This window comes from Staphylococcus sp. NRL 16/872, from assembly GCF_022815905.2.
GTDB lineage: Bacteria > Bacillota > Bacilli > Staphylococcales > Staphylococcaceae > Staphylococcus.
Genome location: NZ_CP119327.1, coordinates 1,789,335 through 1,813,850, shown reverse-complemented (window position 1 = coordinate 1,813,850; position 24,516 = coordinate 1,789,335). Strand labels below are relative to the sequence as shown.

The 24,516-nt window shown below is 32.5% G+C and carries 25 protein-coding genes and 2 tRNA genes; 15 read left to right on the top strand and 12 right to left on the bottom strand.

Going from position 1 to position 24,516, the window contains the following annotated elements; translation table 11 throughout:
* The first annotated feature begins 3 nt into the window (after positions 1–3).
* The 8 genes from MT340_RS09005 to MT340_RS08970 all read left to right on the top strand — a co-directional run bounded on the left by MT340_RS09005 (position 4) and on the right by MT340_RS08970 (position 6,123).
* The gene (locus tag MT340_RS09005) at positions 4–2,265 is read left to right on the top strand and encodes a phage tail protein (RefSeq protein WP_243603775.1); all 2,262 of its coding nucleotides are present in this window, start codon (positions 4–6) and stop codon (positions 2,263–2,265) included.
* Between the two features lie 11 nt (positions 2,266–2,276).
* Positions 2,277–2,543: a hypothetical protein gene (locus MT340_RS09000; protein WP_243589652.1), complete on the top strand. Its 267-nt coding sequence runs from the start codon at positions 2,277–2,279 to the stop codon at positions 2,541–2,543.
* 3 nt (positions 2,544–2,546) lie between these two features.
* A complete protein-coding gene (locus MT340_RS08995) occupies positions 2,547–2,966 on the top strand; it encodes a hypothetical protein (protein WP_243589651.1) in 420 nt (139 codons plus the stop codon).
* Complete coding sequence (locus MT340_RS08990) at positions 2,950–3,348, top strand: hypothetical protein (protein WP_243589650.1); 399 nt, start codon at positions 2,950–2,952, stop codon at positions 3,346–3,348. The genes MT340_RS08995 and MT340_RS08990 overlap by 17 nt, the downstream gene beginning before the upstream one ends.
* Positions 3,349–3,395: 47 nt before the next feature.
* Entirely contained in the window at positions 3,396–3,692 is a 297-nt protein-coding gene (locus tag MT340_RS08985) for a phage holin (protein ID WP_053016446.1), read from the top strand.
* An 8-nt stretch (positions 3,693–3,700) separates the two neighbouring features.
* A complete protein-coding gene (locus MT340_RS08980; protein ID WP_243603774.1) occupies positions 3,701–5,149 on the top strand; it encodes an N-acetylmuramoyl-L-alanine amidase in 1,449 nt (482 codons plus the stop codon).
* A gap of 313 nt (positions 5,150–5,462) precedes the next feature.
* A complete protein-coding gene (locus MT340_RS08975) occupies positions 5,463–5,678 on the top strand; it encodes a hypothetical protein (RefSeq protein WP_243589647.1) in 216 nt (71 codons plus the stop codon).
* Positions 5,668–6,123, top strand: coding sequence for a DUF2335 domain-containing protein (locus tag MT340_RS08970; protein ID WP_243589646.1), 456 nt, complete (start codon positions 5,668–5,670; stop codon positions 6,121–6,123). The genes MT340_RS08975 and MT340_RS08970 overlap by 11 nt, the downstream gene beginning before the upstream one ends.
* A gap of 82 nt (positions 6,124–6,205) precedes the next feature.
* Here MT340_RS08970 and MT340_RS08965 read toward each other — a convergent pair whose 3' ends face one another.
* From MT340_RS08965 to MT340_RS08950, 4 genes are all read right to left on the bottom strand, one after another.
* The gene (locus MT340_RS08965) at positions 6,206–7,369 is read right to left on the bottom strand and encodes an MFS transporter (RefSeq protein WP_243589645.1); all 1,164 of its coding nucleotides are present in this window, start codon (positions 7,367–7,369) and stop codon (positions 6,206–6,208) included.
* A 247-nt stretch (positions 7,370–7,616) separates the two neighbouring features.
* Positions 7,617–7,705, bottom strand: a tRNA-Ser gene (locus MT340_RS08960).
* A gap of 3 nt (positions 7,706–7,708) precedes the next feature.
* Positions 7,709–7,783, bottom strand: a tRNA-Asn gene (locus MT340_RS08955).
* 152 nt (positions 7,784–7,935) lie between these two features.
* Positions 7,936–8,520, bottom strand: a complete 585-nt coding sequence (locus tag MT340_RS08950; RefSeq protein WP_243589644.1) for a competence protein ComK — start codon at positions 8,518–8,520, stop codon at positions 7,936–7,938.
* 216 nt (positions 8,521–8,736) lie between these two features.
* Between MT340_RS08950 and MT340_RS08945 the strand changes: the two genes are divergently transcribed.
* Positions 8,737–8,955, top strand: a complete 219-nt coding sequence (locus MT340_RS08945) for an IDEAL domain-containing protein (protein ID WP_243590259.1) — start codon at positions 8,737–8,739, stop codon at positions 8,953–8,955.
* A 76-nt stretch (positions 8,956–9,031) separates the two neighbouring features.
* On the opposite strand, the gene MT340_RS12895 is transcribed toward MT340_RS08945, so the two are convergent.
* On the bottom strand, positions 9,032–9,130 hold the full coding sequence (locus MT340_RS12895; protein ID WP_481906647.1) for an SAR1012 family small protein: 99 nt from the start codon (positions 9,128–9,130) through the stop codon (positions 9,032–9,034).
* A gap of 84 nt (positions 9,131–9,214) precedes the next feature.
* A complete protein-coding gene (locus tag MT340_RS08940) occupies positions 9,215–9,442 on the bottom strand; it encodes a TM2 domain-containing protein (RefSeq protein ID WP_243589643.1) in 228 nt (75 codons plus the stop codon).
* A 182-nt stretch (positions 9,443–9,624) separates the two neighbouring features.
* Here MT340_RS08940 and MT340_RS08935 point away from each other — a divergent pair, with 182 nt between their 5' ends.
* Entirely contained in the window at positions 9,625–10,179 is a 555-nt protein-coding gene (locus MT340_RS08935) for a GNAT family N-acetyltransferase (RefSeq protein WP_243589642.1), read from the top strand.
* 54 nt (positions 10,180–10,233) lie between these two features.
* Here MT340_RS08935 and MT340_RS08930 read toward each other — a convergent pair whose 3' ends face one another.
* Positions 10,234–11,172, bottom strand: coding sequence for a 1,4-dihydroxy-2-naphthoate polyprenyltransferase (locus MT340_RS08930; RefSeq protein ID WP_243589641.1), 939 nt, complete (start codon positions 11,170–11,172; stop codon positions 10,234–10,236).
* Positions 11,173–11,351: 179 nt separating this feature from the next.
* Between MT340_RS08930 and MT340_RS08925 the strand changes: the two genes are divergently transcribed.
* The 4 genes from MT340_RS08925 to menB are packed head-to-tail and all read left to right on the top strand — an operon-like array spanning position 11,352 to position 15,980.
* Positions 11,352–12,719: an isochorismate synthase gene (locus MT340_RS08925; protein ID WP_243603773.1), complete on the top strand. Its 1,368-nt coding sequence runs from the start codon at positions 11,352–11,354 to the stop codon at positions 12,717–12,719.
* On the top strand, positions 12,709–14,379 hold the full coding sequence (gene menD, locus MT340_RS08920) for a 2-succinyl-5-enolpyruvyl-6-hydroxy-3-cyclohexene-1-carboxylic-acid synthase (protein ID WP_243589639.1): 1,671 nt from the start codon (positions 12,709–12,711) through the stop codon (positions 14,377–14,379). The genes MT340_RS08925 and menD overlap by 11 nt, the downstream gene beginning before the upstream one ends.
* Positions 14,366–15,169 (top strand): 2-succinyl-6-hydroxy-2,4-cyclohexadiene-1-carboxylate synthase, encoded by an 804-nt coding sequence (gene menH / locus MT340_RS08915; RefSeq protein ID WP_243589638.1) that lies wholly within the window; start codon positions 14,366–14,368, stop codon positions 15,167–15,169. Before menD ends, menH begins: the two co-directional genes overlap by 14 nt.
* Positions 15,162–15,980, top strand: a complete 819-nt coding sequence (gene menB, locus MT340_RS08910) for a 1,4-dihydroxy-2-naphthoyl-CoA synthase (RefSeq protein ID WP_243589637.1) — start codon at positions 15,162–15,164, stop codon at positions 15,978–15,980. Before menH ends, menB begins: the two co-directional genes overlap by 8 nt.
* Positions 15,981–16,044: 64 nt before the next feature.
* Here menB and MT340_RS08905 read toward each other — a convergent pair whose 3' ends face one another.
* Both MT340_RS08905 and MT340_RS08900 read right to left on the bottom strand, forming a co-directional pair.
* The gene (locus MT340_RS08905) at positions 16,045–17,208 is read right to left on the bottom strand and encodes an aminotransferase class I/II-fold pyridoxal phosphate-dependent enzyme (protein WP_243589636.1); all 1,164 of its coding nucleotides are present in this window, start codon (positions 17,206–17,208) and stop codon (positions 16,045–16,047) included.
* A gap of 138 nt (positions 17,209–17,346) precedes the next feature.
* On the bottom strand, positions 17,347–18,351 hold the full coding sequence (locus MT340_RS08900; protein WP_243603772.1) for an acyltransferase family protein: 1,005 nt from the start codon (positions 18,349–18,351) through the stop codon (positions 17,347–17,349).
* A 152-nt stretch (positions 18,352–18,503) separates the two neighbouring features.
* Between MT340_RS08900 and MT340_RS08895 the strand changes: the two genes are divergently transcribed.
* Complete coding sequence (locus MT340_RS08895) at positions 18,504–18,923, top strand: MarR family transcriptional regulator (RefSeq protein WP_243589634.1); 420 nt, start codon at positions 18,504–18,506, stop codon at positions 18,921–18,923.
* 123 nt (positions 18,924–19,046) lie between these two features.
* Here MT340_RS08895 and MT340_RS08890 read toward each other — a convergent pair whose 3' ends face one another.
* The 3 genes from MT340_RS08890 to MT340_RS08880 all read right to left on the bottom strand — a co-directional run bounded on the left by MT340_RS08890 (position 19,047) and on the right by MT340_RS08880 (position 24,506).
* Positions 19,047–23,171, bottom strand: coding sequence for a GW dipeptide domain-containing protein (locus tag MT340_RS08890; RefSeq protein WP_243603771.1), 4,125 nt, complete (start codon positions 23,169–23,171; stop codon positions 19,047–19,049).
* 285 nt (positions 23,172–23,456) lie between these two features.
* On the bottom strand, positions 23,457–23,879 hold the full coding sequence (locus MT340_RS08885) for a GNAT family N-acetyltransferase (RefSeq protein WP_243589632.1): 423 nt from the start codon (positions 23,877–23,879) through the stop codon (positions 23,457–23,459).
* A gap of 156 nt (positions 23,880–24,035) precedes the next feature.
* On the bottom strand, positions 24,036–24,506 hold the full coding sequence (locus MT340_RS08880; protein WP_243589631.1) for a DUF2538 family protein: 471 nt from the start codon (positions 24,504–24,506) through the stop codon (positions 24,036–24,038).
* Positions 24,507–24,516 lie beyond the last annotated feature (10 nt).

Below are 24,516 nucleotides of genomic sequence, written 5' to 3'. Positions count from 1 at the left end.
TAAATGGCAGAAACTTATATTAGAAGTCTTTATGAGAATATTTATGTTGAAGATGAAAGTGTTGGTAAAGGGTATTATTCTACCACTGGAGCATGGACATCAGATTCAAATTTTTTCACAACTAAAACTAAAAGAACAGATTATTTAGTAGGTGGTTATTTGCTTGTGCAAAACGCAAGTAATACCACATTTTTTATGACTTTTTGGGATAGACTAGGTCAGTTTATTGAAACTAAAAAGCTTAACATTTCAAATGGTAAATACTTTTTCACTAGTATTCCTAGTAATGCAAATGACGTGTCTTTTTCATTTCATACTTCTCAAATAGGTATTGAAATAAATAAGATTGGTAAAACATACACTTTAGACGCAGAGATAAAGCATTCGCAAGAGCTTAACGGTGATGAAACTATTGAATTTGACATCCATTACACTAGAAATAACGCTGTATTTTTACAAGACCAACCTGACTTGAATATGTGGTTAGTAGAATTCGAAAATAAAGAATATGTAATTATTAATCACACCAAACAAGGACAAGGTGATTATTATTATGCAACATGTACAGCTATTTTATATGCATTATTTAAACTAAATACAGATCGTATATATGACAGAATTGATGCTAGTTTAACCACTATTGAAGGATTTAACGTTGTTTTTGACAAAACACCTTTCAATTACGTAATAGTAGATCCTGCAAAAGCAGAACAATTTGAAGGTCTTGGTGAAGGGATGTCTCGGTTAGAAGTTCTTAAAACACTAATCGAGCGTTGGGGTTACGAACTAAAAATTGTAGGTAATGTGTTTTATTTTTATGCACAAATTGGTAATGATACTAACTTTGAATATAGATATAAAATAAATGCTAGTGATATCGAACAATCTAGTGACGCTAGTGAATTATACACCTATGCTCGCGGATATGGAGATTATGACAATAAAGAAGATGAAGATAAAACTACAACTAAATCAAAAAAAGTGAAAGTTGTTGAAGATAATGATAATGAAAAACCTGTAAACCAAAAGGCTAAATTAAAGCGTGAGTATTTATCGCCACTAGCTAAAATTTTGGGTAAATTACATGCTCCTCCGATCATGGATGGAACTATAACTTTAAAAGAAACTATGGATAAAAAGTTAAGAGACTTAGTTGAAAAAAGTTTAATTTTATCATTTACAGCCAAGATTGTAGATATGAAGGAAAGAGGATATGATTATCAAAATTCCGAACTAGGAGATAGAGTGTTTTTAGTTGATGAACGAATTAATATTGATAGAGAAATACGTATTATAAAAATTGATAGAGATTTAGATGCTAACGGTAAACTGATTGGGATGGAAATAACATTTGGAACAGCTAACCTAACCGATAAATATGAAGCTAAATTTAATACAGCTGTTAAAGATTTTACAGATGTCGTACAAGGTAAAAAAGCGTTACCTTTTAATGCCTTAGCACCTATTGCTCAATCAATGGCCAATAAAATTAACGCTACTTCAAGTGAGATTATATATGATGCGAATGGTCAACATTTTGTAGAAAAAGGTAACAAAAATCATTTAATGACTTTAAATAGTAGTGGTCTATTACTTTCTACTGATGGTGGGCAAACAGCTAAAACTGCAATTACTGCAGAAGGTATTGTCGCAGATACGATAACTACGGGTTCTATTCTAACATCTTTAGTAAATATTGTAGGTCGTAACGCTTTAATGTATATGGATGGTGATCAATTTATCGCTAAAAGTAATGATGATAAGCGTAAAACAGTAATATCCCCAAGTGGCATATCAATCACACGACCAGACGGCGCTACATGGGTTGAGAATGGTATGTTTAAATCAGCTATGGATATTCAAATGGCAATGCCCCAACCTTTATCTAGTGGCGTAGAAATAAAAGGTAGTTACTACGTTACTGCAAACACAACTAAATCTTATGTAGAAGAGTACTTTTTCCAACATAAAGCACGATATTTACATGTATTAGGTCGTGCAAAAATGAACCATTTAACTAGCACCAAATATGGCGGAAAAGTCTATATTGAAAACCCTAGTGAAAGCGATGGTACGGTTATTGGTAATCAAGGAGTTTCATCTAAAGAAATCATTAAAGATGATAACGCAGGTGAGTTAATAGACATCATGGTTGATTTAGGGGTTCCTGATTATGGTTATAAACACTTTTATATATTGATAAAAAGTGAGAATAAAAATTCTGAAATTTATTTTAGACGTTCATTGATTGAATTAAAAGATTAGGAGTGATTGATATGTGGGTTTTATTTTTAAAATTGATTGATGATGAATATCAAATAATGCAAGCAGGTTACAATTTAGTGCCTACACAAGCCTACGATAAGGTTATTCCAACAACCGAAAAAGTAGTAAGAAATGTAGATAAAGTATATTTTGATGGTGATAAATTGAGAGTAAGAACTGGTGAGCATTTAGAAGATATCGAAGATTTAAAGTTACCAAATTTTGAAAACGAAGAAAATATTGAAACTGAACCTGTTGTTTTTGATGTGGAGGTGTAGCACATGAAAGATAATGAAACAACGTATAAAATGTTTTCTATCTTAATGCTCGGGGTAGGCTTAATGATGTTTGAGCGTGGCTTTTTTTGGACGAAAGAACAAAATGATGTGCTAGATGATAGCGATTTTTACATGGCTCTTCATCAGATTATGCCAATTTGGATGTGGGGCGTAATGGGTATGCTTTTTAGTATACTCATTATCATTGCGCCATTCTTTTTACCTAAGCAACATCTCAATAATAAATTTAATTACTTATGCTTAATAGGAGGTACCGGGAATGGTATCTTCTATTTTTTAATGACTTCAGCATCTATATATAATGCGATTAATTGGTTAACGCCTTTGCAATTTGCAACGTTTACCACAATCAATATTTTAATAGGTTTTTACGGGGGTGCTGCAGTTGCCAGAAAACGATAGCCGTTTTGTAACACGTACAGAATGGCTCGATAATAATATAAAGGTTGATGAAAAGATAGATAAAGTTGATAGAAAACATACAGATGCTTTAAACAACTTATCTATAAAAGTAGAACGCCAAAGTGTTTTACAAGAACAATCTCTTGAAAGTCAAAAGAAATCAGAAAAGCACCTAGAAAAATTGTCAGAAACTATGGGTGGTTTTGGAACTAAATTCACAGATATGGAGTATCAAGTGAAAGATCATAGTAGGCAACTCGAAACTGTTAGCGAAGTGATTAAAAAGAAAAAAGATTATAGCGCAACAGTTGTAGGTGCAGTGATAACTGGTATTTTTGGCGTAATAGTAGCGTCAATCGGTTTTGCTGCAGCATTCTTTTAAGTCGGTACTTAGGTGTCGGCTTTTTAATTTATTAAGGAGTGAAATGAATGGAACCTAAAGTAATAGCAAGATACGTAGTATTATTTTTAGCATTAGTAAACCAATTTTTAGCAAATAAAGGTATATCGCCTATCCCGGTTGATGAAGAAACAATATCATCAATTATCTTAACGGGTGTGGCTTTATATACAACATACAAAGATAACCCAACTACTAAAGAAGGTAAGTGGGCAAATCAAAAATTAAAGAAATACAAAGCAGAAAAGAAATATCGCAAAGCAACAGGACAAGCGCCAGTTAAGAATGAAGATATACAACCTACAAATTTAGATGAGTTGGGTTAGGTGATAGAATGTTAATGACAAAAAAACAAGCAGAAAAATGGCTTGATAACTCGGAAGGTAAGCAATACAACCCAGATTTAAGTTATGGTTTCCAATGCTACGATTATACAAATGCCTTTTTTATGGCTGTCACAGGCGAAAGGTTATATGGTTTGTTCGCTAAAGACATCCCATTTGATAATGCAAACACAATTAAAAAGTACGGTAAATCAATCAAAAACTACGATAGTTTCTTACCACAAAAATTAGACATAGCAGTATTCCCTGGAAAATATGGTGGTGGCGCTGGTCACGTTGCAATGGTAACAAGAGCAACACTTACACAGTTTGAAGTACTCGAACAGAATTGGTTGGGGCAAGGTTGGACTAATGGCGTAGTAAGTCCTGGTTGGGGACCAGAAAAGGTTACAAGACGTTGGCATTACTATGACGACCCTATGTATTTCATTCGTTTAGATTTTCCTACAAAAATTAGTGCAGGAACTAAAGCGAAACAAATTATTAAAAATAGACAAGCTAGCAAAAAAACAAAGTCCAAAAAAATTATGATTGTGGCCGGTCACGGCTATAGCGACCCTGGTGCAGTAGGTAATGGAACAAATGAACGTGATTTCATTCGTAAAAACATCACACCACAAGTTGCTAAATACCTACGCCAAGCAGGTCATGAAGTAGCATTATATGGTGGTAGTAAACAGTCACAGGATATGTATCAAGATACGGCTTATGGTGTACGTGTAGGCAATAAAAAAGATTACGGTATGTATTGGGTTAACAAACAAAAATACGATTTAATTGCAGAGTTCCATTTAGATGCAGCAGGTGCTAGTGCAAGTGGTGGTCATGTAATCATATCTAGTGCTTTTAATGCAGATAGTATAGATAAAGGGATACAAGATGTGATTAAAAACAACTTAGGTCAAATTAGGGGTATTACTAAACGTAATGATCTACTCAATGCAAATGTTTCGGCAGAGATTAACATGAATTATAGATTAACGGAATTAGGCTTTATCACTAACGCGTCTGATATGAATTGGATTAAAAAGAACAGTGATAAATATTCAAAACTGATTGCAGGTGCTATTCATGGTAAGCCAATTGGTGGTGTGGTTGCTAGTAAGCAAAAAGCTACTCACAAAAAAGATGATGTTGTAGCAGTGCCTAAAGGATATAAACTAAATGATAAAGGCGTTCCATATAAAAAAGAAAAAGGACGCTACACCGTATCAACTGTTAAAGGGAATAATGTAAGAACTGCCCACAATACAAAAGCTAAAATCACAGGTGTATTAAAAAATGGCGAAAGCATTATTTATGACGGTGCTTTTGCAGTTAATGGTTATCGTTGGATAACTTACTTAAATAGAGATTTAAAACGTCGATATATTGCAACAGGCGAAATTGATAAAAATGGTAATAGAACAAGTAGTTATGGGAAGTTTTCGAAAATTTAAAGGAACAACATTGCAAAAATTGATGGTCTGTAATACAATTAATTCACAGCCTAAGTCATTCTAAAATATACTTCTAAATGGAACAAGCTATAGGCTTGTTCCTGTTTTTTATGTTATAATAAAATAGAAATTGCGGTGCATATCTGCGGAATGCACTTAGGGTAACTGTTGATGACGGTTGCCCTATTTTTTTATGTTAGAAAATATTGCATCTTTTTAAATAATTGTGTTCATTTTTAGTTTTACAATCATAAATTTGTTGTTATTTTTGCGTTTACATATTACTATGTAAATATATTAGGAGGAGATCTTTATGCAAAAAATTTTCAAAACAATAGCCACAGCATACATGATTTCTGGTGATATGAATGGATATTATGGTAAAAAAAGAAATGAATTACGTAAAAATAGCTTACAATCGAGAAGTGATATAAACCAATTAGAAAATGATTGGTACGCTACAGGTGCAGATATGCAAAAAGCTTTAAACGCATATCCAAAAGAGAAAGAATTAAATCATGGATACTGATACAAAACAGTCTAACGATGCAGAAGTGTTAGAAAGAAAACTAGAGAATGCTAATAATAGTGATGAAAGACGTGAAATTATAGCACGTGAAATTTCTTTAACTAAAAGTGGACCTCTTCCAGACCCTGAGGATTTTAAAAAATACGAAGAAGTTTTACCGGGTTCAGCTAACAGGATTATGGAAATGGCCGAAAAGAACCAACAGCATAGAATGAATTTAGAAATTGCGGAGCAAGAAAAATACTACAAAAGTAATGATGCAATTACGACAAAAGGAATTAATTCAAGTACGATTATTTCTATCGCGGGGATTACAGGATCAGTAGTATTAGGTATATTTGGAAAAGAATGGGCAGCAGGTATTATTGGTACTTTATCTTTAGGGAACATAGTGGTAAGCATGATTAACGCTACAGTAAACAATATAAGAAGAAAAGAGGACTAGTAACCGTATCTTAATAGGTACGGTTATTTTTAATAAAGAAGAACCCTTAGAAATAAAGGGTTCGGACAAATAAAAACTGATATTATTTTTTTGGTAATAAAAAAGCAAATATTGATGAAGTAATACTGATGATAGAAATTAATATAATTTGAATGCTAAAATTTTGGGTTTTTTGTAAAATTAAATTTAAAATCGGAGCAATTGCCGTTCCTAAAAATAAGATGAATGTATTAACTGATAAAAAGAAACTGTGATTACTACTAACTACAAGCCCAACTTTGGATATTGTTGATGGAATGGCGAAAGCGACACCTCCAACTATAACAACACTTAAAATAATTAAGATTGTAATATTTGTAGTGAGTGTCATTAATAATAAAGAAATTGACACTATAATTAATGAGCATAATATAAGATTTTTAACACCAATTTTACCACTAATACGACCTGCTACTAACGAAAGTAACATCCCTATAATTCCAAATAATTTAGCATTAATTGCAGTGACCTCTGATGCACCCACGGCATCGGAAGTAATATATCTACTGAAAACATCATACATACATATAAATATGATCAATAAAGTTAAAGAAATTGCATAGCATAATAATACAGGCATATTAGATTTAAAACTTTTAAAATTACTAAAGAAATTTAACAATTTAATATTACTATCAATAATCGGGCTTTCAGGAACATATTTGTAAATAATCAAGGCTATAACTAGATAAAAGATTGTTAAAACAAAATAAACAATGTGCCAACTAAAATAATTTACAATAATTTCACTTAAATTTTGACCGATTATACCAGATAACATAAAGCTGGTACTTATAAAAGTAATTGCTGTAACACGTTTAGCAGTTGTATATGTTTCGGTTACATAAGTAATAGAGACAGGAGAAAAAGATGCAGCAAAAACACCTTGTAGAGCGCGCAAGAATAAAAATAACTCAAAAGAATGAACAAACCCAATTAATAAACAAATAACTGTAAGACCGATTAATCCAAAAATAATTGTTTTAATTCGTCCAAACTTTTCAGAAATAGTACCGTAAAATAAACAACTTACAGAATACATTACGGAAAAGATAACGCCATTTAGAGCAGACGTCGCTTTTGATACCTCGAAATCCTTAGAAAATACAGAAGTTAAAGGTAAAGCTGTGTATAAACTGCACATAACTAATATGCCGGAAAAGAAAAGTATAGTTGTAATTACATTATAGTTTGTCTGTTTTTTCACAATAATTCTCCTTTATTTTAGTTACAAAGAATAGAGATAGTTTGATAAAAAGTGAAACCTTTTCATCCTTAGAGCGACAAGGGATTGGACGGACAACCCGACAACTAACCCGACAACTTTAGAGAAAAATACATAGGTTGTCGACTTCGTTGTCGGCCTAGATTTAAAACTATTTTAAACTATATAAAGAAAACCCCGTAATAACGGGGTTTTTGATGACTATTTGATACTATTTAAAGGTAACAAACGGAAACGGAGGGATTCGAACCCTCGCGCCGCTCTCGCGACCTACACCCTTAGCAGGGGCGCCTCTTCAGCCAACTTGAGTACGTTTCCATATGGCTCCGCAGGTAGGATTCGAACCTACGACCGATCGGTTAACAGCCGATAGCTCTACCACTGAGCTACTGCGGATTAATTTGATTTTTAACTCGTCTCTCTAATGAGCACAAATATTATTATATCAATAAACTTAAAATATGCAAGGGATAATCTTAAAAAAATATACGGAACATTTACACTATATTAATATAAACATCCCGTATAATTTAAAATTAAACGTAAAACTATTTATCTTGTAATAATGAATAATGAGAAAGAGCTTCAAAAATGTTAAGTGTAGTTTTTTCGTAGTCAATTGGCATGTCTGGATTGTTTGATTTCATACGTGAATGTTTATCAACCATGTAGTAGTAAAAAATTGAGTTAGTATATTGGTGCCATAAACTGTGGAAAGAGACATTTAAAGTGAGGGTTTCTTGATTGGCGAAGATAATTTTACTGCGACGATTTTTAAGAGGTTTAATATCTGCGATGTAGTGCATATTAATCCATATATTTTCTTCTAAACGATCTGAATGTGTCGGGAAAAAATAGGTTGGAAATAGTGGCGTTAATAAAATAGGGGGTTTACTTGTGATACCTGCAATACGTTGTGTTTCTGCTTTCTTACTTAGATAATTGTTACCATAAAATTTACAAGAGCGTTCAATTATCTTTTGTGTTTTAAAAGGGCTAATTTCTTTGGTAGTATCAAACTTCATTATTTCAGTACCTTGAGGTTGTTCAAATTCATTGAAAATAGGTTTGACTACCATATCACCTTTTCGGATGACGTAAACAGTATTATTGAGTTCTTCATTTTTGGACATAGAAAAACTCCTTTGCTATTATATTTATTATTAAAAGATACAATTAAGTCGCTATTAATAATATAAAATTATTATATAAAATTCCTATTCATTGTCAAGTTTTTCTTTTAAAATAATATTACACTTATTTTTACAGAAATGTCTGAATATTCGATTGATTTGAAAAATAAAAACTTGTATACTATGCATATATATAAAAGAAAGGCAGTGATTGTAATGTATTACAACACGAACGTCAAACATACGACACTAGAAGATTTTGTAACTACAGTTAATGATCTTGGAGTTGAGCTAATAATTGATGAGGCCCTACGACAAGCGCGTAAAAAGCAACTTGTTAAATTAATTGATGAAGCATTGATTAATAAAAATGAAACAGATTTTATGAATTATACTAACGAATATAAAACTTTGGAGGCAGTTTTAAATGAGTAAAATTGGATCCTGGCACTCATTATAAAAGGTCTATTTCTACTTTAAATTAAAATAGTAAATAGACCTTTTTTTATTATTATTTTCTACCTTTTGACTTACCTTCAATCATATTACGAATCCACTTTACTAAATATCCCGTAATAATAATACGAAATACGCGTTTAATTATATTCATATTTATTAACCCCTTTTTCTAATTATCTTATCGTTAATTTTACCCGTTTCACCTAAAAATAAAGCAAAGTTTTCAAATATTTGTTTAAATATTAAGGTCTTTTTTAGATAAAATTATATATCCATATCTATCAGCTTTTGTTGTGAATATAGTGATAATACCATGAATAATTGAAATAATGGTAGGTATAAATGTCCAAAAGAACACTAAGTGAAAGACACCTTGCCATACTTTATCTGCATAGAATTTGTGAATTCCAACGCCTCCTAAAAAGATTGCTAGTAATACATATATTGTTTTGTTTACTCTCATATTAATCTTAGCCCCCACAATCTTGCGTTTAACTATATTTAAATAAGAATTACATACTTACTGTATAAGATTACCGATAATAATAAAAACAAACATTCCCATTTTTTTACAATTAATTTATTAAAATTTGAAATTTTTATATAATGGTAGATAGTAAAACTATATGGGAAGGAGAGAATGAAATGATACGCAAAGCACATCCAAGTGATAATAAACAAATTGCAGAATTGTGCTATATGATTTGGCAAGATATGGAGCTTGAAATTGTTAAAGAAATAACTAAAGAACGCATTTTAAATGCGTTAGAAGAGAGTATTGTTAATATTCGTTATCGCACTTTTTATGACAATGTATGGGTCTTTGAAAAAGATAATCAGGTAGTAGGGTGTATTATTGCTTATAATGGGTCAGAAGAAATGTCAATGGAAGCCACGTGGAATGATTTACCTCTCGAAGAGGATATGAAAGCGTTTGGTACACCTTTACCTGTTAAAGAAGCAAAAGATGATGAATGGTATATCGAAACGGTAGCTACTTTTCCGGAATATAGAGGGCAAGGAATTGCAACGCAACTATTTAACTATTTAATTAACAATTATCCTGATAAAAAGTGGAGTTTGAACTGTGATTATGATAATCCAAAAGCACGTAAATTATATGAACGTTTAGGATTTAAATGGGTAGAGGATATCGACTTATATGGACATGATTATTTGCATATGATTCATCAAGCATAAAAAATCCAACATTTAACTGCTATAAAGACAGTAATGTTGGATAACAATCATTTATTAAATGCCACCAGATAATGCACTAATGTATATGCCTAACGCGTAAAGTATACCAAAAACGGTATTCGTTTTACCTGTTGCGGCCATAGCAGGCATCATGCTAGCAGGCGTATCATTTTTCTTAAAGCGACGTATCGCTTTAACTGGCATTGGGAAAGAGAGTAAAACAATTAGGTAAAATAATGAGCCACCTGGATTAAATAAAGCAATAAACACAACGATAGCATAAGCTAAAATGTACATTGCTGCCATAAATATAATTGAAGCTCTTTTACCTAATAAGATTGGTAAAGTTTTACGTCCACTTGCTTTATCTTTAACACGGTCACGGATATTATTTGCCATATTAATTAAACCGATAGTAATCACAATCGGAATACTAATCCATACAACAAAACTATTGATATTACCTGTTTGAATGAAAAACGCAAGTAAAATAATAATCATACCCATAAATAAACCAGAGAATAATTCTCCAAATGGGGTCCATGAAATTGGGAAGGGCCCTCCAGTATAAAGATAACCAATCGCCATACAAATGATGCCTACTGGAATGATCCAAAATGAGCTTTTAACAGCTAGGAAGATACCAAGTAACGCGGCTATAATATAAAATGCAATTGCTAGATTCATGACAAGTTTAGGGCTCATACCATTTCTTACAATAGCGCCACCTATGCCCACTGAAGTGTGGTCATCTAAACCTTTTTTGAAGTCATAGTACTCATTGAACATATTCGTTGCAGCTTGGATTAAAAGACAAGCAATTAACATAGCTAAAAACAAACTGAATTTGATATGGTCTTGACTACCTAATAAAAAAAGTTTAGCTGTGGCAGTACCTACTAAAACAGGTACAATTGCAGCCGTTAATGTATGAGGTCGCATAAGTTGCCAATATTTTCTAACAGTAGAATATTGTTGATATTGATCTGCCATAATATAATCTACCTCTTATGATATAAAGTTTTAACATATGTATTTTAAAGGAATAGGTTATAAAGGTCAATCTACGTGAAATATTTCCCAATTCGATTAAGCAATTACGACACTATAAATAATGAAAAATGATACAATATTATAATGAATAAAAATAGAAAATGAAAGAAGTGAAATGAATGGCTGCGAATTTAAAAGAAGACGACATTATTGAATCAATATATGAAAGCAGTAAAAGCTGGATTTCTGTAGAAGTAATTCTAGATAGAACATTAACACCAACTGCTTTATTTCAATTAACTGAAGCTCAAGCAGGGGACCGCTTTTATTTACGTTTAAATGATAATCAGTCTTCGTTTTTCGGCTATCATGCAATTCAAAAATTTAAAAATAATTTTGAAAATAAACAATCCATTTTTCGAGAATGGGAGAAGTTTAAAAAAGATGTGGAATTAATACATCTTGAAACTTCTAAACACCATTTAAAAGTAGTGGGAGGTTTCCAATTTTCAAGTCATAAATCCGATGATGAGTGGCGTGAATTTGGTATTAACCATTTTATTGTTCCGAAAGTTTTAATTTCTAATGTTGACAATCAAACATTACTAACATATACCGTTGAAAGAGAAAACTTTGATATGACGCAATTTAAGGAGATTGTGAACTACTTCGAGAATGCTAAAGTCTCTGAACCAGATGCGAATGATACAATGGGGAATATCACGCGAATGGAAGATATCTATAAAGATGAATGGAAAGAGTTAGTAAATGAAGCAATTACTCAATTAGATGAGAATAAAAAGATTGTCTTAGCGCGTCGTCGGATGATTAAATTCGATAAAACGATTAGTATTCCTTATGTCTTAAAACGTGCTCTTGCAAATGAAAAAAATAGTTATATTTTCATTTTAGAATCAAATCAATCGGTCTTCTTTTCACAAACGCCTGAACAATTATTAAAAGTAGATGAAGGTGTATTATCAACTAAGGCCGTAGCGGGTACGATTAAACGTACGCATAATGAAGATGTCGATAAACAAAATGTGAAAGCGTTTCTAGAAGATAAAAAGAACTTAGGTGAACATCAGTTTGTCGTAAGAAGTATTTTACAAGATATTCAACCATTTATAGACGATGTAGAGTACAATCAAACACCTAACATATTGAAAAATGATCATATGTATCATCTTTATACTGAAATTAAAGGTAAATTAAAAAGTAATTCATATATTGGGTTAATTGATGAACTTCATCCAACGCCTGCATTAGGTGGTTACCCGAAAGATGAAGCGGTTAAATTTATTGAAGAGAATGAATTTGGTACGCGTGGACTCTATGGTGCCCCGGTAGGTTATATCGATATGGATGATGATTGCGAATTTATCGTGGCAATTCGTTCAATGTTAATTAAAGAGAAACAAACGACGTTATTTGCCGGTTGTGGCATAGTTAAAGACTCAAATCCTGATAGTGAGGTAGCTGAAACAGCGGTTAAATTCTCACCAATGATGAATGCTTTAGGAGTAGTGGATAAGAATGAATCATAATGAAGCATTAACGAAACAAGTATATACGTTTGCGTCAGAGCTTTACGCTTATGGTGTGCGAGAAGTAGTGATTAGTCCTGGATCTCGCTCAACGCCATTAGCCATTGCATTTGAAGCGCATCCAAATATTAAGACTTGGATTCATCCTGATGAACGCAGTGCTGCCTTTTTTGCTTTAGGTTTAATAAAAGGAAGTGAAAGACCGGTAGCAATATTGTGTACTTCAGGTACTGCAGCGGCAAATTACACGCCAGCTATAGCAGAAAGCCAAATTAGTCGTATTCCATTAATTGTATTAACGAGTGATCGTCCGCATGAATTAAGAAGTGTAGGGGCGCCTCAAGCAATTAATCAAGTGAACATGTTTGAGAACTATGTGAACTTCCAATTTGATATGCCGGTAGCAGATGGAAGTGATCAAATGTTAGATGCAATTTATTATCAAATGCAAATTGCAAGTCAATATTTATATGGCCCGCATCGTGGACCTATTCATTTTAACTTACCGTTTAGAGAACCGTTAACTCCTGATCTTCAAAAGGCTGAATGGCTTACTTCGTATCATAAAACATTGCCACATTATCAAAAAAATATTAATGTGCAAGACATTCGAGACATTTTAAAACAGCCTAAAGGACTTATTATAGTAGGGGATATGCAACATCAAGCGGTAGATCAAATTCTTACATATGCAACGATACACGAGTTACCGATATTGGCTGATCCATTGAGTCAGTTACGTAAATATAATCATCCTAACGTGGTTACAACGTATGATTTATTGTATCGTGCAGGATTAGATTTAGATGTTGATTTTATTATTCGTGTGGGTAAGCCTGTTATTTCTAAAAAGTTAAATCAATGGCTGAAACGCACCAACGCATTTCAAATTCTTGTACAAAATAATGATAAAATTGATGTTTTTCCAACTCCACCAAGTATTTCTTATGAGATTTCAGTGAATGACTTTTTCAGAAATTTAGTAGAAGAATCAACGGTTAATCGCAAAACATGGATAGAAATGTGGCAAACACTTGAAACACAATCTCGCGCAATGATTACTAAACATGCCGAACAAGCTACAGATGAAGCGGCTTATGTAAATGAACTAATTAACAAATTGACTAAAGATGATGCACTATTTGTTAGTAATAGTATGCCTGTGCGTGATGTTGATAATTTATTGTTTAATAGTGAAGTTGAAGTGTATGCAAACCGTGGGGCTAACGGCATTGATGGTGTAGTATCAACAGCTATTGGTATGGCTGTACACAAAAATATCACGTTATTAATTGGTGATTTAGCATTTTATCATGATATGAATGGTTTATTAATGGCGAAATTAAATAACATTCATTTAAATATTGTGTTATTAAATAATGATGGTGGGGGAATTTTCTCTTATTTACCACAAAAATCGTCTGCAGATGCTTACTTTGAACGTTTATTTGGAACACCAACAGGTTTGAATTTTGAATACACAGCATTGCTCTATGATTTCACGTTCAAGCGTTTTAATACGATTTCAGATTTTTCTCAGGAAAAGTTATCTCATATGAGTTCACACATTTATGAAATTATGACAGACCGTCAAGATAACCTTGAACAACATCAAATCTTATATAAGAAATTGAGTGATATTCTAAATGTTACATTATAATTTTCATAAAGCAGAGAAAGAAACGTCTCAATTACTAATATTATTGCATGGATTTATTAGTGATAGTCGTACGTATAGCCAACATCTCCCAGCGTTATTACAAGAAGTGAACGTATTAACGATTGATTTACCAGGCCATGGCCAAGATGAATCGTCAATGGAAGACACGTGGGACTTCCCGTATCTTGCTAAACAATTAGATGAGGTTTTAGACCAATTTAATGCGTACACATTACATTTATTAGGCTATTCTATGGGCGGACGTGTGGCGTTATATTATGCGTTGCACGGTAACCATACTTTGAAAAATTTAATATTAGAGAGTACATCGCCAGGTATCGACAATGAAGACGACCGTCTTGAACGTCAACAAATTGATGTTGCACGAGGTAAGGTACTTGATATAGCTGGTTTGGAAATCTTTGTGAATGATTGGGAAAAATTACCACTATTTTATACACAATATGATTTAGATAAAGAGAAGCGTAAAGCGATTCGTGACATGCGTATGTCCCAAGACCCTCATAAATTAGCGAAAGCGTTACGAGATTACGGCACAGGACATATGCCAAATTTATGGAATAAAGTAAAAGATATTCAAATACCGTGCTTCATTTTAGCAGGAGAATTAGATAAAAAATTCGTGAAAACTGCGCATGCTATGGATGATAAAATGAATCATAGCCGAGTTCATATCTTCAACGAAGTGGGTCATACAATTCATGTGGAAGATGAGACGGAATTTGATACAATAGTATTAGGTTTTTTAAAGGAGGAGCAAAATGACTAGACAGTGGGAAACTCTAAGAGAATATGATGAAATTAAATATGAATTTTTCGAAGGAATTGCAAAAGTAACAATTAATCGCCCAGAGGTGCGTAATGCATTCACACCTAAAACAGTTGCTGAAATGATTGATGCATTTACACGTGCACGCGATGACCAAAATGTATCTGTTATCATCTTAACTGGTGAAGGCGACAAAGCATTTTGTTCAGGTGGGGACCAAAAGAAACGTGGACATGGTGGTTATGTAGGTGAAGACCAAATTCCTCGTTTAAACGTATTAGACTTACAACGTTTAATCCGTGTTATTCCTAAACCAGTTATCGCTATGGTTAGAGGTTATGCAATTGGTGGCGGTAACGTCTTAAATGTTGTATGTGACTTAACAATTGCTGCTGACAATGCTATTTTCGGACAAACAGGTCCTAAAGTAGGTTCATTCGATGCAGGTTACGGTTCAGGTTATTTAGCAAGAATCGTTGGCCATAAAAAAGCACGTGAAATTTGGTACTTATGCCGTCAATATAATGCACAAGAAGCATTAGATATGGGCTTAGTAAATACAGTTGTACCTTTAGACGAGGTAGAAGACGAAACAGTTAAATGGTGTAAAGATATGATGAAACATTCACCAACTGCTTTACGTTTCTTAAAAGCAGCTATGAATGCTGACACTGATGGTTTAGCTGGTTTACAACAAATGGCTGGAGATGCTACATTATTGTACTACACAACTGATGAAGCAAAAGAAGGTCGTGACGCGTTTAAAGAAAAACGTGATCCAGACTTCGATCAATTCCCTAAATTCCCATAATAGATTTAAATAAAACAGGACACATAGTGAGATGTAGATAAATCTCTTTATGTGTCCTTTTTAGTTATAAATCATAATTTTGTTTTAAAAATGCTTCTAAACGACGCATGCCTTCTTTTAATACGCCCATTTCATAGGCGTAAGAGATACGCACATAACCTTTACCAATATTAGTGAAAGAGGATCCTGGCACGATAGCTACATGAGCTTCTTCTAATACTTTGACACAAAAATCAAAGTCTTCTTCTGTATATTTCTTAATGCTAGGAAAAATATAAAATGCACCTTCTGGTTGAGCTTCAAGTTCAAAACCTAATTCTACTAGCTTGCTTTTTAAATAATCTCGACGTTCAACATACGCTTCATTCATATATTGTGGCGCATCTAACCCTTCATTTAACGCAGTAATACATGCAATTTGTGCAGGTACGTTAGCACAGATACAATTATACGCATGCATAAAAGTTAACTTTTCAATAAGATATTCAGGACCTAATAAAAAGCCAATACGAATACCTGTAGCTGAATGTGATTTGCTCAAACCACCAATTAATAATAATTGATCACGAATTACTTCATATTCTGCAAAAGATGTATGCTGCCCTTTAAAAGTGTTTTCAGCATATATCTCATCACTAATAATGAAGATTTCTTTCGTTTTTAAATATTCTACTAAAGCTTCTACTTCATGACGTTCTAAAATAACACCGGTTGGGTTAGTAGGGTAGTTGAGTAAAATTGCTTTCGTTTTATCGGTTATATGTTGAGCGATTAATTCAGGTGTTACTTTAAAATCAGAGTGTGTGGTATCAATATATACAGGCTGTCCACCAAGCGTTTCTACAAGGGGAATATAACCTGCGTAAATTGGACCAGGGATGAGGATTTCATCGCCAGGTTCAATGATACTGCGTAAAGAGGTATCTAACGCTTCACTCGCACCATTGGTCACGATGATTTCTTCTTCACTATAATAAAAGCCATATTTATTTTTGAAGTATTGGCTGATCGCTTGGCGTGTTTCAGTCAATCCTTTGTTATGAGAATAACTTGTTTTATCTTCTTTGATCGCATTAATATATGCTTCTTTAACAACCTCTGGCATTGGGAAATCAGGTTGACCAATCGTTAAATTGACACAATCATCAATATGTTTCATACGATTAGAGAATTGTCGGATACTTGGTGCTCTTAAAAATTTAGAATTTGAATTTAATGATAATTTCATGTTATACACCTCAAAAAAATACCAAACTATAGCCATCTTGTATATTACTATAGAATTTTTAGAATAATCTAATAATAACATACTTTTAATTACTATAATTTGGTATAGACATGTTGTTTTTCATTTTCAATAAATTAATTATTTAAATTGCGATGGTTTCTTTAGGTTAATGACAGGATTGAACCACTTACAGACAAAATTACTTGAGAGAACATAGACAATTAGAATCGAAGTCCCAATTAAATAAATGTAACTCCATAAAGTAATAGAATCTTTAAAAGGATAAAGCTCGAACCCTCGGACGATGCCAATAACCAAGCCATGCAATAGATAGACATACATCGTACGAGGTCCAATATAAGTGTAGAAACGTTTGTGATTACTCATCAAGTTCAAGAATGCAAACATTGTTACAAAAATAATGACATAATGCATTAAACGTTTAATCGGACTATAGACATTTTCTTTATGTTGCTCAAGAGATGTATAAGGACTACTGCCTAGTAACCATTCTCCATTAATAGGATGAATGTAATAACCGATAAAGAAGCCGATGAGTATACATATTGATACAATGCTTAATTTTTTATTTCGGAAAATTTGAGTATGTGATCTTGTCATCAAATAACCTATATAAAAAACAGGAAAGAAAACGATTGTGCGTGAAACGCTTAGATAGCCTCCTACGTTATCTGAAAAGCCTGCTAAAATTGAAACAATGATAGCGATAGGCAAGACATATATTGGGTTATAACGACGAATGATCACTAAAATAACATGGAAAAAGAATAGTGTCAGTAAGAACCATAAAGCAAATACAGGATTGAATGGGTCCATTTGAATGGCATCACTTTTTCCAGTTATAAAATAATATATTGAGAAAAAAGCATAAAAAATAGCGTAAGGTGCAAGCAATTTTTTAGCGACATTCTCTAAATAATTGGGTTTATCTAAATGCTTTGCGAAGTATCCTGAGATAAATAAAAAGGTTGGCATATGAAAACTATAAATCACAAGATACAAAGCTAACATATATTTACTCTCAGAAGTATAAGGCTGAATCATATGACCTAATACGACTAAAAAAATGAGTATTGCACGTGCGTTGTCGAAAAAGTAGTCTCTTTCTTTATTTATAGTCATACGATGGCTCCTTTATTAAATGTTAACTGTATATAACTTAGTATATATTAATATAATAATGCAACAAATTTAGTCAATTTGTTGAATAGTATTGTATAATGATAGAATAAATTTTATAATAATAACAATTACAAAAGTGGAGTAGAACAGCTATGTACAATCAACTAGAAAAACTTATCACATTAACGAATAATGATCTTAATTTAGTAAATAGACGCTTTGGACAACGGACAGATATTACTAACGACCAATTAGAATTATTACGAATTTTATATAATTATGACCGTTTATCTCAATATGATTTGACAATGAAGATTAGTAGAGAACAATCTATTGTATCACGATGGATTAAGAAACTAGTTTATAAAGGATACATTACAAGTCAACAATCACACGAAGATTTACGTTGTAAAGAATTATGTTTAACAGAAGAAGCACGTGATTTAATTAAGCAGATTAACACTGCAAGATGTGAGTTAATTGAGGCACGATGCCAATGTTTATCAAAAAAAGAAATCGAAAATTTAAACTCATTATTGAATAAATTAAATAGTCGTCATGTATATTTTTAAAATAAAACCCTACGTACCTACACTTTTCTTAAGTGCGAATACGTAGGGTGTTTTTTATGAAGTAAGGAATATAAGAGATAAGCATTTTTATTTTGCTATCTCTTATATTTTTAATTTTAGTTGTTATTTAATAAAGCTTGGAATCTCGAAATATTTTCCTACTACTTTGATTTTATCGTAAAACGCTTTTAAGTTCTGAGCATTAAGATTGGCCCAATTAATATCAGTTGCGTATTGGTGTGTACCTGGAAGATCAGGGTTCCAACGCATTTTATAAAGTGTATTTTGACCAGCTTTAATATAATCTTGGCCAATGAACTTAGCACCGCCAATGATGGCTTTAGATACTGAATTCCATCCTGCATTTTTAGCATAGTTTATACCATTAGAAATTGGAGCACTATCATATGCCGCAATACCAAATACATTGTAATATTTGTTTGGGCTTTTAGTAGTCACGTAATTATTCACTACATCTGCACCTTTGGCTAATTGTGATTGACCATTACCTGTTTCAATTAATGCATGTGCAATTAAATAAATTTCATTAATACCTGCTGATTTAGCTGCATCACTAAATGCTTGACCTTGATTTTCGAGAACGCCTTTGCCTTTAAGTAGCGTATTCATGCTAGCTACTGATAAGTTTTGTGGTCGATCTAAACGTAAAAATTGGTATTTGAGTGTATTATCTTTAGATAATGTGTCTGGATTCATAGCATTTTTAATTTCACTAGCTGATGCATTTGACCATCCATAGCCATTGCGTTGCACTTGTGGTTTCGCGCCATATGCATTTTGTTGAGTCGCTACAGCTTGGTTTAATGTTTGATATGATTTTGTATTTTTAACAAGTTGTTTTTTTAAATCTGTATCTTTAATCCATACATTTTTGCCGTTACTTAATTTACCGTAGTACCATGTTTTACCATTAACTACCTTACGTTTAGTCACTTGGAAAATTTGTTCATTATACGGTTTCAATGCATAAGCTTTTGCTGAAGAAGGTGTATCATAGTAAAAACTATTTACACTATCAATAATTAATTCATCATTATAGTTTTCAGTATCGTCAACTACTGTTTTAGCTGATAAATCTTTTTGCGCAATCCAGCCAGTTTTGCCATTTACTGTACCATAGTAGTAAGTTGCATTACCAATAGTAGCAGCTTTTGAAACTTTGAACGTTTGGTTTGCTAAATCTTTGTTGTCTAAACGTTGTTGTGTTGTACCCCAAGCTACTGAATAAAGTCCATTATTAGATTTGTTTACAGTATAAGTACCAGAAAGTTTTTGTTCATTACTTAAATTTTGAATGTTTAAATCTTTCACATTGAACCAACCTAACGGTGTGTTTTGGACTGGATTTTGTAATAGAACATACGTATTATCATTAAGTGTTCTTTCTTTAGTTACTTTATAAGTTTTATTAGCGTATTTAGCTGCATTTTTACCATTTTCATCATAAACTGACGTACGAATACCACCATTATTAGCATTCACTTGTGCCATACCAGAGACAGTTTGCGTTGTAGCAGGTTTAACAAATTTAGCGTTAACACTTGGTTTTGCTACATCCTTAGCATTAACCCAGCCCCATACATTATTAACTACACCATGTAGATACGTATCATTTCCAACTTTGATTTCATCGATTGATCTTAATTCTTGATTGCTAATTGGTAGCGTTGTTTTAATTTGTTGATTGCCACCCCAAGGTGTAGTATAAACATTCGTATTACTGTTTAATTTATATGAAGTCACTGCTGTTGATTTTGGTGTAGCAGTCTTAATAGAAATATCTGATGCTGGGATCCATCCACGTAATTGACCACTATTATAATCAGAAATTAAGTAATAGTCTTGGTTATTTAAATTGGCTTTTTTAGTGATGCGATACGTACTACCGTTAAGTGTAGGGTTTGCTTTAGCTGTTTTATCATAAATTGTTGTATATGCACCTTTACTATTAACCGAAACCTGACCTAGGGTGTTTTTTAATTCTGAAACTTTAGATGTATTATTATTAGTCGCTAGGGGACTTAAATAAGATTGACTTACCCAGCCATTTTGTCCATTAACTGAACCGTATAAATAAGTAGCTGTTCCTACTTGTTGAGATTTAATTGCTTTGAATGGTGCAGTATTTGATTTAGAAATAGTGCCTGCTTGTTGATTGTAATTACCCCAAGGTACTGTATATAAAGTAGTCCCAGATTTAATAGTATATGCTTGGTTAACTGATACTGGAGATTTGACCGTATTGTAAGTTGTTTCATTTTGTTTAACCCAGCCATATGTTTTGCCACTATTATAATCAGATACTAAGTAATATTTATCTGAACCTAATTGTGCTGATTTTGTAACGGCTAAAGTGTTATGAACTTGGTCTGTTGTTTTCCCTGTTTTATCATAAACCGTACCGTAAACACCACTATTATTTGTATTAATTTGAGCTAAACCAGTTGTTGCTTTAACAGTTAATTTGTCATTTGTACTAGTGTTGGTACTGTTATTTCCTTTATTACTATTATTGTTATTAGAGCTTGAATTGTTATTTGAAGTATTACTTGATGTTGTGCCCCAAGGTGCAACTTTTCCAACTTTAATTAAATATTTCTCATTAATTAAATCATACAATTCATCATAGCTATAGTTATGCGCTTGGAAATATGCATGTGGATCTGAATGGTCCGTACCACCTAAGTAACGGCTAATAGCGTAATGTGTCCACACAGTACCTTGACCATCATACTCAGCACTATTTGGTTGTAAATCATAATATTGTAATTGCGTAGCTGCGTAATCCGCATAGTTATTCATTGAACGTGCGAATGAATCATAGTCATGCGTATGCACGATTTCAACGTTGATGAAACGGTTGTTACCTTGTGGACCTGCCCCCCAAGATAAATAATCAGTTGGAGCAGTTTCAATAATGCGATTGCCATCAACAAAAGCATGTACAAAGGCATTATAATAGTTATTCTTCATATAATTGATTTCGCCATCGATAGTAGAGTTATCATTGGCAGTATCGTGCACAACAATTCCTTCGGGTTTACCTACACCATTACGATAGCCGTATTGAGGGAAATAAGATGTATAATTTTCTTCAATTTTTGGCGCTTGTAAATTGTTAGAACGAATATAATTATTAACTGATGAACTCACTTGTGGAGTATATTTTGGTAGTGTTGAATTAGCCGCATAACGTTGAACAGCACGAACATTGGTAGCAGGGCCACCTTTACCACCAACAGATGTAGATGTAGGGTTCTCAGTTGATGATTGAGCTGTTTGTTGAGCATAAGTCGTCACATTTTTATTAGTATTGTTTTGCGCATTAGTTGTAGGATTTACTTGTTGTGATGTCGTATTAATAGTAGTTGTTGCTTTATTTGTATTATTAGTATTATTTTGAGTTTTAGGTTGTGTATTTTTTTGATCTAAAGATTTACTTTGAGCATTTACTGTTGAATTGTTTTTTGCATTTTGAACATTAGTTGTCTGTGTGCTATTTTGATTGTTGCTACTATTATTATTTAAATTTGATGCACTTAATGTTTGTGCTTTAGGTTGTGCTTGAATAGTAGTGTTAGATTTGTCATTAGCTTGTTTTTGATTTGCTTGTTCTGTGTTAGAAATAGATGACTGTTGAACATTATTATTATGAGTTGTAGTTTGTTGGTTTGCTTGAGTCTTTTGTTGTTTTAATACTGCTTGATTCTTCGATTGTTGGGTATTTTGTTTGTTACTACTTACATTTGTGTTTGCTTGTTGGATATTCTTTGTTTCAGCAGTATTTGCAACTCGAGCGTTAGTCGTTTTATTAACTTGAGCGTTAGTTGTTTTATTAGTTGAAACGTTGTTAGTTGTTGCTTCTTTATTCGTATTTATGTTGTTTGTAGGGCCAGCTTTATTACTATTTTGACTAGTTGATTGGTTGTTTGAACTGTTTAATCTATCTAAGTTAGCATCATATGAATTAACATTAGAAGACGCATTTGCTTTAACTTTAGATGGGTTGTGATACGTTTGAACACCAGAAATATTTTGAGTTGAACTTGTTACTTGTTGTTTAGCTTGTTCAGCACTATTTAATTGATGTTGGTTATCAATGACATTTTTAGCGTCTGACTTCGATTGATTGTTTTCAGCTGCATGAGCTTGATGTGATGTGAATGCAGCTCCAACTAGGGTGATTGCAATCATTGAAGGTAATTTAAGGTTGAATTTTTTTTTCATATTTTTACTCCTCATTATTGTTATTTCATTCCTATTATAATAATAAATTGAATGTGAATAATTAATTTTACTATTTTGTAAACTAACTTTAATCTATTGTTATTTATATTAAAAAAGAATAATTATACTAACGGTGACTAAAAAACTAAGAATGAAATAATAAATAGTTTAAATATCATTTAATTTTGAAAATAAATTTATTTTACATTAATATTTAATGTAAATAGCGACAGAGGGACGAATTTTGTGTCTTCACTTGTAATAAGAAAAAATAATATATAAAAATTAGATATTTTTATACATTTTAACATGTTCGATATTTTCTTCTAAAAATACCTCACCTATAGGTGTGTAATCTAATTTTTCATAAAATCCCTGAGCCTGGGTTTGAGCATTTAAAACTAGTCGATGATATCCTTGTGCTTTAGCAAAGCGTTCTATAGCAGTCATTAGAGAATGACCATAGCCATATTTACGATACTCTTTTAAGATTGCCACGCGTTCTATTTTTGCAGCTTCTTCATACGGGCGAAACCTAGCACAAGCAAATGGATGATGACTTTGATCAAATCCCAGAACGTGAGTGGATTCTTCTTCAAATGAATCAAGTTCATTTTCGAGAGGTACTCCTTGTTCCTTAACAAATACTTCTTTTCTAATTGCAAAACAAGCTGAAAGCATTTCTTTATTTTTTACAATTTCAAACATTATTAAATTCTCCTTTTAAAGAATTAATTGCTAGGTAAAATAAATGTAAGTATAGAGTTATTCTATATTAAAAGATGATATAAAAATAGGGCGAACCAGAAATCAATATTAAATAAATAGATTTCATCGGCCCGCCCTAATCTTACAAGATTATAATTAAAGAGCTTCTTGACGCACGATGGCACAATATTGCCAAAAAATTCTAAGTTGAGCGATATTCCAGTTGTTCATTCCCATAGTAAAGCCAGAAGGTTTAAATAAGTTGACGTCAGTAACCTCTAATGCTGCAGCAATTAAATATTGAAGTGGTATGCTTATATTTTGCATCGTTTCTGTAATACCATTCTCATTGTATACCCAAGAAAATGGTAACTCTGATTCAAATACGTCTACTTTATTAAAAATTTCTGGGAGCGCTACAATATAACAAGCGCCATTTACAACAGGATTCTCTGAAGTATTATCATAATACACCAATAAAGCTTCATAATTTTCACGGTGCTCATGATTAACGTAGAAGAATTCACTTCTGAATAACGCCATATCTTTATTATGAATGATTTGTTGTTCTAAAACATTGAACATCCCATTAATATTGGCAACTTTTTCATACGTTTTACGTGACATTGTACGTGCT

Excerpts from the sequence above, each read along its gene's own strand:
- MT340_RS09005 (WP_243603775.1), top strand. The coding sequence starts at position 4 with ATGGCAGAAACTTATATTAGAAGTCTTTATGAGAATATTTATGTTGAA.
- MT340_RS09000 (WP_243589652.1), top strand. The coding sequence starts at position 2,277 with ATGTGGGTTTTATTTTTAAAATTGATTGATGATGAATATCAAATAATG.
- MT340_RS08995 (WP_243589651.1), top strand. The coding sequence starts at position 2,547 with ATGAAAGATAATGAAACAACGTATAAAATGTTTTCTATCTTAATGCTC.
- MT340_RS08985 (WP_053016446.1), top strand. The coding sequence starts at position 3,396 with ATGGAACCTAAAGTAATAGCAAGATACGTAGTATTATTTTTAGCATTA.
- MT340_RS08980 (WP_243603774.1), top strand. The coding sequence starts at position 3,701 with ATGTTAATGACAAAAAAACAAGCAGAAAAATGGCTTGATAACTCGGAA.
- MT340_RS08975 (WP_243589647.1), top strand. The coding sequence starts at position 5,463 with ATGCAAAAAATTTTCAAAACAATAGCCACAGCATACATGATTTCTGGT.
- MT340_RS08970 (WP_243589646.1), top strand. The coding sequence starts at position 5,668 with ATGGATACTGATACAAAACAGTCTAACGATGCAGAAGTGTTAGAAAGA.
- MT340_RS08950 (WP_243589644.1), bottom strand. The coding sequence starts at position 8,520 with ATGTCCAAAAATGAAGAACTCAATAATACTGTTTACGTCATCCGAAAA.
- MT340_RS08945 (WP_243590259.1), top strand. The coding sequence starts at position 8,737 with ATGTATTACAACACGAACGTCAAACATACGACACTAGAAGATTTTGTA.
- MT340_RS12895 (WP_481906647.1), bottom strand. The coding sequence starts at position 9,130 with ATGAATATAATTAAACGCGTATTTCGTATTATTATTACGGGATATTTA.
- MT340_RS08940 (WP_243589643.1), bottom strand. The coding sequence starts at position 9,442 with ATGAGAGTAAACAAAACAATATATGTATTACTAGCAATCTTTTTAGGA.
- MT340_RS08935 (WP_243589642.1), top strand. The coding sequence starts at position 9,625 with ATGATACGCAAAGCACATCCAAGTGATAATAAACAAATTGCAGAATTG.
- MT340_RS08930 (WP_243589641.1), bottom strand. The coding sequence starts at position 11,172 with ATGGCAGATCAATATCAACAATATTCTACTGTTAGAAAATATTGGCAA.
- MT340_RS08925 (WP_243603773.1), top strand. The coding sequence starts at position 11,352 with ATGGCTGCGAATTTAAAAGAAGACGACATTATTGAATCAATATATGAA.
- menD (WP_243589639.1), top strand. The coding sequence starts at position 12,709 with ATGAATCATAATGAAGCATTAACGAAACAAGTATATACGTTTGCGTCA.
- menH (WP_243589638.1), top strand. The coding sequence starts at position 14,366 with ATGTTACATTATAATTTTCATAAAGCAGAGAAAGAAACGTCTCAATTA.
- menB (WP_243589637.1), top strand. The coding sequence starts at position 15,162 with ATGACTAGACAGTGGGAAACTCTAAGAGAATATGATGAAATTAAATAT.
- MT340_RS08905 (WP_243589636.1), bottom strand. The coding sequence starts at position 17,208 with ATGAAATTATCATTAAATTCAAATTCTAAATTTTTAAGAGCACCAAGT.
- MT340_RS08900 (WP_243603772.1), bottom strand. The coding sequence starts at position 18,351 with ATGACTATAAATAAAGAAAGAGACTACTTTTTCGACAACGCACGTGCA.
- MT340_RS08895 (WP_243589634.1), top strand. The coding sequence starts at position 18,504 with ATGTACAATCAACTAGAAAAACTTATCACATTAACGAATAATGATCTT.
- MT340_RS08890 (WP_243603771.1), bottom strand. The coding sequence starts at position 23,171 with ATGAAAAAAAAATTCAACCTTAAATTACCTTCAATGATTGCAATCACC.
- MT340_RS08885 (WP_243589632.1), bottom strand. The coding sequence starts at position 23,879 with ATGTTTGAAATTGTAAAAAATAAAGAAATGCTTTCAGCTTGTTTTGCA.
- MT340_RS08880 (WP_243589631.1), bottom strand. The coding sequence starts at position 24,506 with ATGTCACGTAAAACGTATGAAAAAGTTGCCAATATTAATGGGATGTTC.